Genomic DNA, 6,101 nt, shown 5'->3' with positions numbered 1-6,101 from the left:
TGCTGCCGACCAGGGCGGTGCCCGCGCCGCCGCGCACCAGGCCGATGCCGGCCCACAGGTTGGGGTGGATCTCCAGGCCGTCGCGGGCGCCGCCGTGCAGGGCGAGCATGCGCCGCTGCCCCTCCGACTCGCTGCGCGCCAGCCCCTCCTGCACGGCCCGCACCGTGTCCGGGTCGAAGCCGGACAGCAGCCGTTCCGCCTCCGCCCAGGCCTGCGCCGAGGTGTCGCGGGTGATGACGTGCAGCCGGATGCCGAAGCGCAGGGTGCGGCCCTCCCGCGCGGCGAGCTCCCGGACCCGGGCGATCTTCTCGGCGACCTGCGCGGGCGGCTCGCCCCAGGTGAGGTAGACGTCGACGTGCCGCGCGGCGACGTCGAGCGCGGCGGGCGACGAGCCGCCGAAGTACACCTCGGGCACCGGGTCGGGCACGCGAACCAGCTTCGCGTCCTCCACCCGGACGTGCTCGCCGTCCAGATCGACGCTCCCGCCGCCCCACAACCCCCGTACGACCTCCAGGAATTCGCCGGTACGGCGGTAGCGGGCGTCCTTGTCGAGGAAGTCGCCGTAGGCCCGCTGCTCCCGGCTCTCGCCGCCGGTGACCACGTTCAGCAGCAGCCGTCCGCCGGTCTGCCGCTGGAAGGTGGACGCCATCTGCGCGGCCAGCGTCGGCGACAGGAACCCGGGCCGGAACGCCACCAGGAACTTCAGGCGCTCGGTGTGCCGGCTGACCATGGCGGTGGTCAGCCACGCGTCCTCGCACCAGCCGCCGGTGGGCGTGAGCGCGCCGGTGAACCCCAGGTCCTCGGCGGCACGGGCGATCTGGCTCAGATACGCCACCGTCGGCGGCCGGTCCCGGCCGGACGCCGTGGCCGGTGAGCCGTGGCCGCCGCCCACGACGTCGCGGCTGTCGCCGTTGGTGGGCAGGAACCAGTGGAAGGTCAGGGCGGACATGCGTCTCCGTTCGGGGGGTGGGGTCTGCGGGGCGCCTGGTCAGCTCGCGGCGGCGAGCAGTGGGGCGGGCCCGAGGGCGGCCGAGAACTGGTCGACCACCTGGGTGAGCGCCTCGGCGGCGCCCGGGGCGACCGACAGGGACCCGTCGTCGTGCCGCGTGATGTCCCGGTCGAGGGTGAACCAGCCCTGGACGATGTGCCGCGCTCCCATCGAGGTGAGCACCGGCCGCAGCGCGTAGTCGATGGCCAGCACATGGGCGACGCTGCCCCCGGTCGCGAGCGGCAGCACCGTCTTGCCGGTGAGCGCGTACTGCGGAAGCAGGTCGAGCAGCGCCTTGAGCACACCGGAGTACGCGGCCTTGTAGACGGGCGTGCCGACGACCACGCCGTCCGCGGCGGCGAACAGCTCGGTGGCCTCCACGATGGCCGGGTGCGCGAAGTCGGCGCCGAGCAGCGCCTCGGCGGGGATGGTGCGGACGTCGAGCGGGATGACCCGGTGACCCTGGGCGACGAGCCGCTCGTCGAGGTGGCGCAGCAGACGGTTGGTGCGGGAGGACGCGGAGGGGCTGCCGGAGACGGACAGGACGGTGGCCATGGGGACCTCTTTCGAGAACACCCGGACGCCCGCGCGCGGGGGAGCACGCGGAGGTTCGGACAGGGGACATGAGGGCCGGCGCGCGGGGACCGGGGCGGGGAGACGGCTCGTGGGACTCGCCGTGTGCGCGTCGGCGTGCGCGGGTGAGGGGACGGCTCACTCGGGAAGGCGTCGGCCGGCGAGGCTTCGCGGCACCGCGGAGAGTCGGGGGGCCGGCCCGGGGAGTGTCAGACCGGGCGGCGACAGCAGGCGCTGGAGACACGCGCGAGGTCGACGTGGCGTCGCCGCGTGAGATCCGGTCGCGTCTGCTTCATGACGGCGATCGTGGCAGTCGGCCCGCGCGGCCGTCAAGGAACAGCGGCCCGTTCCCGCCCGCCCTCCAGGGGATTTCACACGGGCGTGACATGGCCGCCGGCCCGGTGAACGCGGCCCCGCCCCGCCCCCATGCGGGTGCGCTCGGGGGGTACGCGAACGCTCATGACGTTACCCAAGCCGCTCAAGAACGCGCTGATCGTCGTACTGGCCTACGCCTGCGCCGTCCTGATCCTGCGGTACCGGCGCGACAACATGGACTGGGGACCGGCCCTGCTGATCGGCCTGATCGTGACGCCGCTGACCCTCCTGATGTCCGCGGGGCGGGACCGGCTCATGGGCAAGGCCCGACGGGCGGGCGAGCGGGCCAGGGAGCGCCGGCGGGGGCACGCCGCCGAGTAGTGCGCCGGGGTGCTTCGGGGCGCGCGAGCGGCGCGGAACCGATCGGGCCGTGCGCAAGTCGGGGCGGTCCGGGGGCCGGTTTTCGGGCCACATTCACATCGAACGTTTTCGGCCGGTGCGGAACGGAGGGGACGCGCCCCTTCCGGTCTCCCGCCGCGCACCCGTCCCGCCTCCCGGGCGGAGAGCCGCGTCGTCAGCGGTCACCTGGGGGATTCCGGCTCGGCCGGTGTGCCGTTGGCCCCTGCACCAAGGGCGTGTTCCGGCCTGACCGCCCACCCCGGCACGGTCTCCGGCGCCCCCGAGAACGGCGTATTGATGTCGCTCCCTCCCGGTCCGGCCGCATTCCGTGCTTCTGGGACGGGGCCCCGGGGCAGACGGCTGGGGACATTGGGGGACGAGCCCGGTCGTCCCGGGAGGACGGCCGGGAGACCTTGGGGGTCGTACATGGTACGTGTTCTCGTGGTGCACGACGCGCTGCTGCTGCGCTCGGCACTGGCTCAACTGCTCCTGTCCGCCGACGGACTCGAGGTCTCGTGCATGTCCTCCCGGGGCGAGGAGCCCGACGAGGACGACTTACCCGCGGACGTGTGCGTCGTGGACGGGGACTGTCTGGACGGGACGGAGGACCTCTGTCGCGCCCCCTACTGGGACCGGTGCGGAGCCAGGCTGGTCGTCCTCGCGGCCCCGGAACGGCCGGGCGTGCTGCGCAGGGCGTTCGACGCGGGAGCGCTCGGCTTCGTCGCCAAGGACGCCCCGTCCCACCGTCTGATCGACGCCGTGCACACCGTCGCCAAGGGGGAACGGTTCCTCGACGAGAGACTCACCGTCGCCCTGCTGGAGGCGTCCCGGGCCCCGCTGACGGCCCGTGAGCTGCACGTGCTGGCGCAGGCCGCGCAGGGCTGCTCCGTCGCCGAGATCGCCGGAGTCCTGCACCTGTCGCGGGGGACGGTCCGCAACTACATGGCCAGCGCGATACGCAAGGTCGGCGCGCGCAACCGGGTGGACGCCATACGCATCGTCCAGAGCGCCGGCTGGGTGTGAGACGGCGGGGCACGGGACGCGCCGCCGGGTCAGCTCCCGGTCTCGCCCCAGTGCCCCACCAGATCGCGGTAGAGCGGGGAGCGGGCGAGGAGTTCAGGGTGCGTGCCGCACGCCGCGCCGACACCGTCCAGCACCAGGATCCGGTCCGCCCGCAGCGCCGACGACATGCGGTGGGCCACCACGACCAGCGCACCCGGCCGCCGGGCCAGGGCCTCCTCGGCCCGTGCCTCGGCGGCCGGGTCGAGGTGACAGGTCGCCTCGTCGAGCAGCAGCAGACGCGCCGTGGACAGGTGCGCCCGCACCAGCACGAGGAGTTGGCGCTCGCCCTGCGACAGGTCGCCCGGGACGAGCGGCGCGTCGAGGCCGCCCAGACGCTCCACGAGGCCGTCGGCGCCGAGTTCGCGCAGGGCGGCCCCGATCTCGGCCGCGGAGGCGTCCGGCCGAAGGTACGTGAGGTTGTCCCGCACCGTCGCGGTGAAGACGTACGCCTGCTGGGGCAACAGGACGCGCAGGCCGGACAGTTCGGCCGGGGCCCGGCCGGTGACTGTACGGCCGGCCACCTCGACCACACCGCCGCTCGGCGCCAGTGTTCCGGCGACCAGACGGGTGAGGGTCGACTTGCCGATGCCGCTGGGGCCGACGACGGCCAGGTGCTCGCCGTCCGCCACCCGCAGGTCGAGCGCGTCGAGGACCGGCTCCGCCCGTGCGCCGTAGGACAGCGTCACCGACCGCAGTTCCACGGCGGGTACGGGCGACCCCGGCCGTCGGCCCGAGTCCTGGGTGGGCGCCGCCGGGGGTGTGCCGGTGCGGGGCGGCGGTCCCGTGCCGGTGATGCGGTCCAGGACCACGAGCAGCCGCGTGCCCGCCGCGCCGATCGCCGTCATGAGGGTGTGCAGAGCGGGCAGCAGGGCCTGGGCGAGGTACGTGAAGGCGCCCAGCAGCGCCCCGGTGGTGACGCCCCTGCCGCGCAGCCACGGCACGGTCACCAGCAGGAGCAGCACCGGCAGTTGGCCCGCGACACCCAGGGCCAGCGTGCGCACCGCGGCCCAGCGGGCGAGGACACGCGCGGTGTCGGCGGCGTCCGCGACGAGCCGTTCACCGTCGCGCGCCACCTCGTCCCGCGTGCCGCACGCGGTGATGTCGCGCAGCGCGCCCCGGGTCCGCGCCGCGTGGTCGCCCAGCGCCTCGTCGGCGGCGAGGGCCCGGCGCTGCGCCGCCGCCATGGGCCGCAGCGTGACCAGGAACAGGGCCAGGCCCCCGGCGAGGGGCGGCGCGACGACCAGCAGCAGCGCGGGGTCCAGTGAGAACAGGCCGAGCAGCGCGCCCGCGGCGGTGAAGACGAACGAGCGCAGCGTCAGCACGAGCCCGGCGAAGCTGTCCCGCACGATCTCGACCTGGTTGGTGAGCCGCGACACGGCGGCACGGTCCCCGCCCCCCGGACGGGCCTCGGCCTCCGCCATCGACCGGTCGACCGCGCGCCGCACCAGCCCGTCCCGCAACGGCTCGGTGAGGCCCGCCAGTTGGGCGAAGACACCCCTGACCACGGGCGCCCCGCACACCACGGCGACGGCGGCGACCGCGAGCCAGCCGAGCCCGGCGGGCGTGTCACCGGCCAGGAAGCCCCGGTCTACGGCCTGGGCGACGCCGTACCCGACGAGGAACGTCTGCGCCGACTCGGCCACCGACCACGCCCCGAGCCGTGCGAGGACGCCCTTGCGCCCGGCCAGGAAGCGCCGGGCGGGGGGCAGGGCCCGACGCAGCGGACCGGACTCCCGGCCGGACCACACCGTCCGGCCGCCCTCAGCGGCGGTCACGGCCGCGCCTCGCCGTGCAGGGAGACGATCCGGCCGACCCCGGCCTCCGGCTCTTCGGCGGCTTCGGCCGCTTCGGGACCTATGGCACCTTCGGCTCGTGTGCCATCTTCGCCTCCTGTGGCACCTGTGGCACCTCTGGCCGCTCCGGCTCCTCCGGCTCCTGCGGCCGCTTCGGGGCCTGCGGCTCCTGCGGCACCTCCGGCAGCTACGGCGCCTGTGGCATCTCCGGCCGCTACGGCGCCTGTGGCACCTCCGGCTCCTGCGGCCCCGTCGGCCCCGGGCCGGACGCCGGTGGCGAACACCGCTCGGTAGGCGGCCCGTTCCCACAGTCGCCGGTGCGGGCCGACCGCCCGTACCCGTCCGTCCTCCAGCCAGATCACCAGGTCCGCCCGCGCCGCGACCGACGGGCGGTGTGCCACGACCAGGCGCGTGGTGCCTTCGAGGGCGTCGCGCACCGCCCGGTCCACGGCGTGCTCCGTGGCGGTGTCGAGGCTGGAGGTCGCGTCGTCCATCACGAGCAGCCGGCCCGCGTGGGCGAACGCCCTGGCCAGCCCCAGGCGCTGGTACTCGCCGCCGGACAGCGGGACGTCGGCGAGCGGGGTGTCGTACGTCCGCGGCAGGCGGCGTACGAAGGCGTCGGCACCCGCGACCCGGACCGCCTCCCGCACCCGGTGCGGTGCCGCGGGGCGGACCCCGGACGCGACCGCCTCCGCCACCGTGCCGTCACCGAGCACCGGACGCGCGAAGGCGAAACCGACCTCGGCGCGCAGGCTCGCCCGGGTCAGGGAGTCCAGCGGAACACCGTCGAGCAGGACCTCTCCCTCGTCGGGGTCGAGCAGCCGGCCCGCCACGGCGGCCAGTACGGACTTGCCGGCGCCGCTTCGGCCCACGACCGCGGCCGTGGCCCCGCCGGGCACCACCACGGCGTCCGCCCGCAGCACCTCCGTGCCGTCCCGCAGGACGCGCACACCGCGCAGTTCGAGTGCACC

General features: G+C 75.3%; 7 protein-coding genes. 2 read left to right on the top strand and 5 right to left on the bottom strand.

What is annotated here, in order from left to right; genetic code table 11:
- From GTW67_RS09140 to GTW67_RS38470, 3 genes are all read right to left on the bottom strand, one after another.
- Positions 1-949, bottom strand: a 949-nt coding sequence (locus tag GTW67_RS09140; RefSeq protein WP_161164304.1) for an LLM class flavin-dependent oxidoreductase, incomplete at its 3' end; no start/stop codon positions are given.
- Between the two features lie 39 nt (positions 950-988).
- The gene (ssuE, locus tag GTW67_RS09135) at positions 989-1,543 is read right to left on the bottom strand and encodes an NADPH-dependent FMN reductase (protein WP_161164303.1); all 555 of its coding nucleotides are present in this window, start codon (positions 1,541-1,543) and stop codon (positions 989-991) included.
- Positions 1,544-1,770: 227 nt separating this feature from the next.
- Entirely contained in the window at positions 1,771-1,857 is an 87-nt protein-coding gene (locus GTW67_RS38470; protein WP_350721800.1) for a putative leader peptide, read from the bottom strand.
- Positions 1,858-2,020: 163 nt separating this feature from the next.
- Here GTW67_RS38470 and GTW67_RS09130 point away from each other — a divergent pair, with 163 nt between their 5' ends.
- Complete coding sequence (locus tag GTW67_RS09130; RefSeq protein WP_161164302.1) at positions 2,021-2,257, top strand: hypothetical protein; 237 nt, start codon at positions 2,021-2,023, stop codon at positions 2,255-2,257.
- Between the two features lie 444 nt (positions 2,258-2,701).
- Complete coding sequence (locus tag GTW67_RS09125) at positions 2,702-3,298, top strand: response regulator transcription factor (RefSeq protein WP_161164301.1); 597 nt, start codon at positions 2,702-2,704, stop codon at positions 3,296-3,298.
- Positions 3,299-3,327: 29 nt separating this feature from the next.
- Here the strand turns inward: GTW67_RS09125 and GTW67_RS09120 are convergent, their stop codons facing one another.
- Complete coding sequence (locus tag GTW67_RS09120) at positions 3,328-5,112, bottom strand: ATP-binding cassette domain-containing protein (RefSeq protein WP_346010607.1); 1,785 nt, start codon at positions 5,110-5,112, stop codon at positions 3,328-3,330.
- A partial coding sequence (locus GTW67_RS09115; RefSeq protein ID WP_161164300.1) for an ATP-binding cassette domain-containing protein occupies positions 5,109-6,101 on the bottom strand: 993 nt, incomplete at its 5' end. The genes GTW67_RS09115 and GTW67_RS09120, both read right to left, overlap by 4 nt.

It is taken from the genome of Streptomyces sp. SID5910 (genome assembly GCF_009862125.1).
Lineage (GTDB): Bacteria > Actinomycetota > Actinomycetes > Streptomycetales > Streptomycetaceae > Streptomyces.
This window is presented reverse-complemented; position numbering and strand designations above follow the sequence as displayed.

Coding starts and splice junctions, on each gene's coding strand:
- ssuE (WP_161164303.1), bottom strand. CDS start 1,543: ATGGCCACCGTCCTGTCCGTCTCCGGCAGCCCCTCCGCGTCCTCCCGC.
- GTW67_RS09130 (WP_161164302.1), top strand. CDS start 2,021: ATGACGTTACCCAAGCCGCTCAAGAACGCGCTGATCGTCGTACTGGCC.
- GTW67_RS09125 (WP_161164301.1), top strand. CDS start 2,702: ATGGTACGTGTTCTCGTGGTGCACGACGCGCTGCTGCTGCGCTCGGCA.
- GTW67_RS38470 (WP_350721800.1), bottom strand. CDS start 1,857: ATGAAGCAGACGCGACCGGATCTCACGCGGCGACGCCACGTCGACCTC.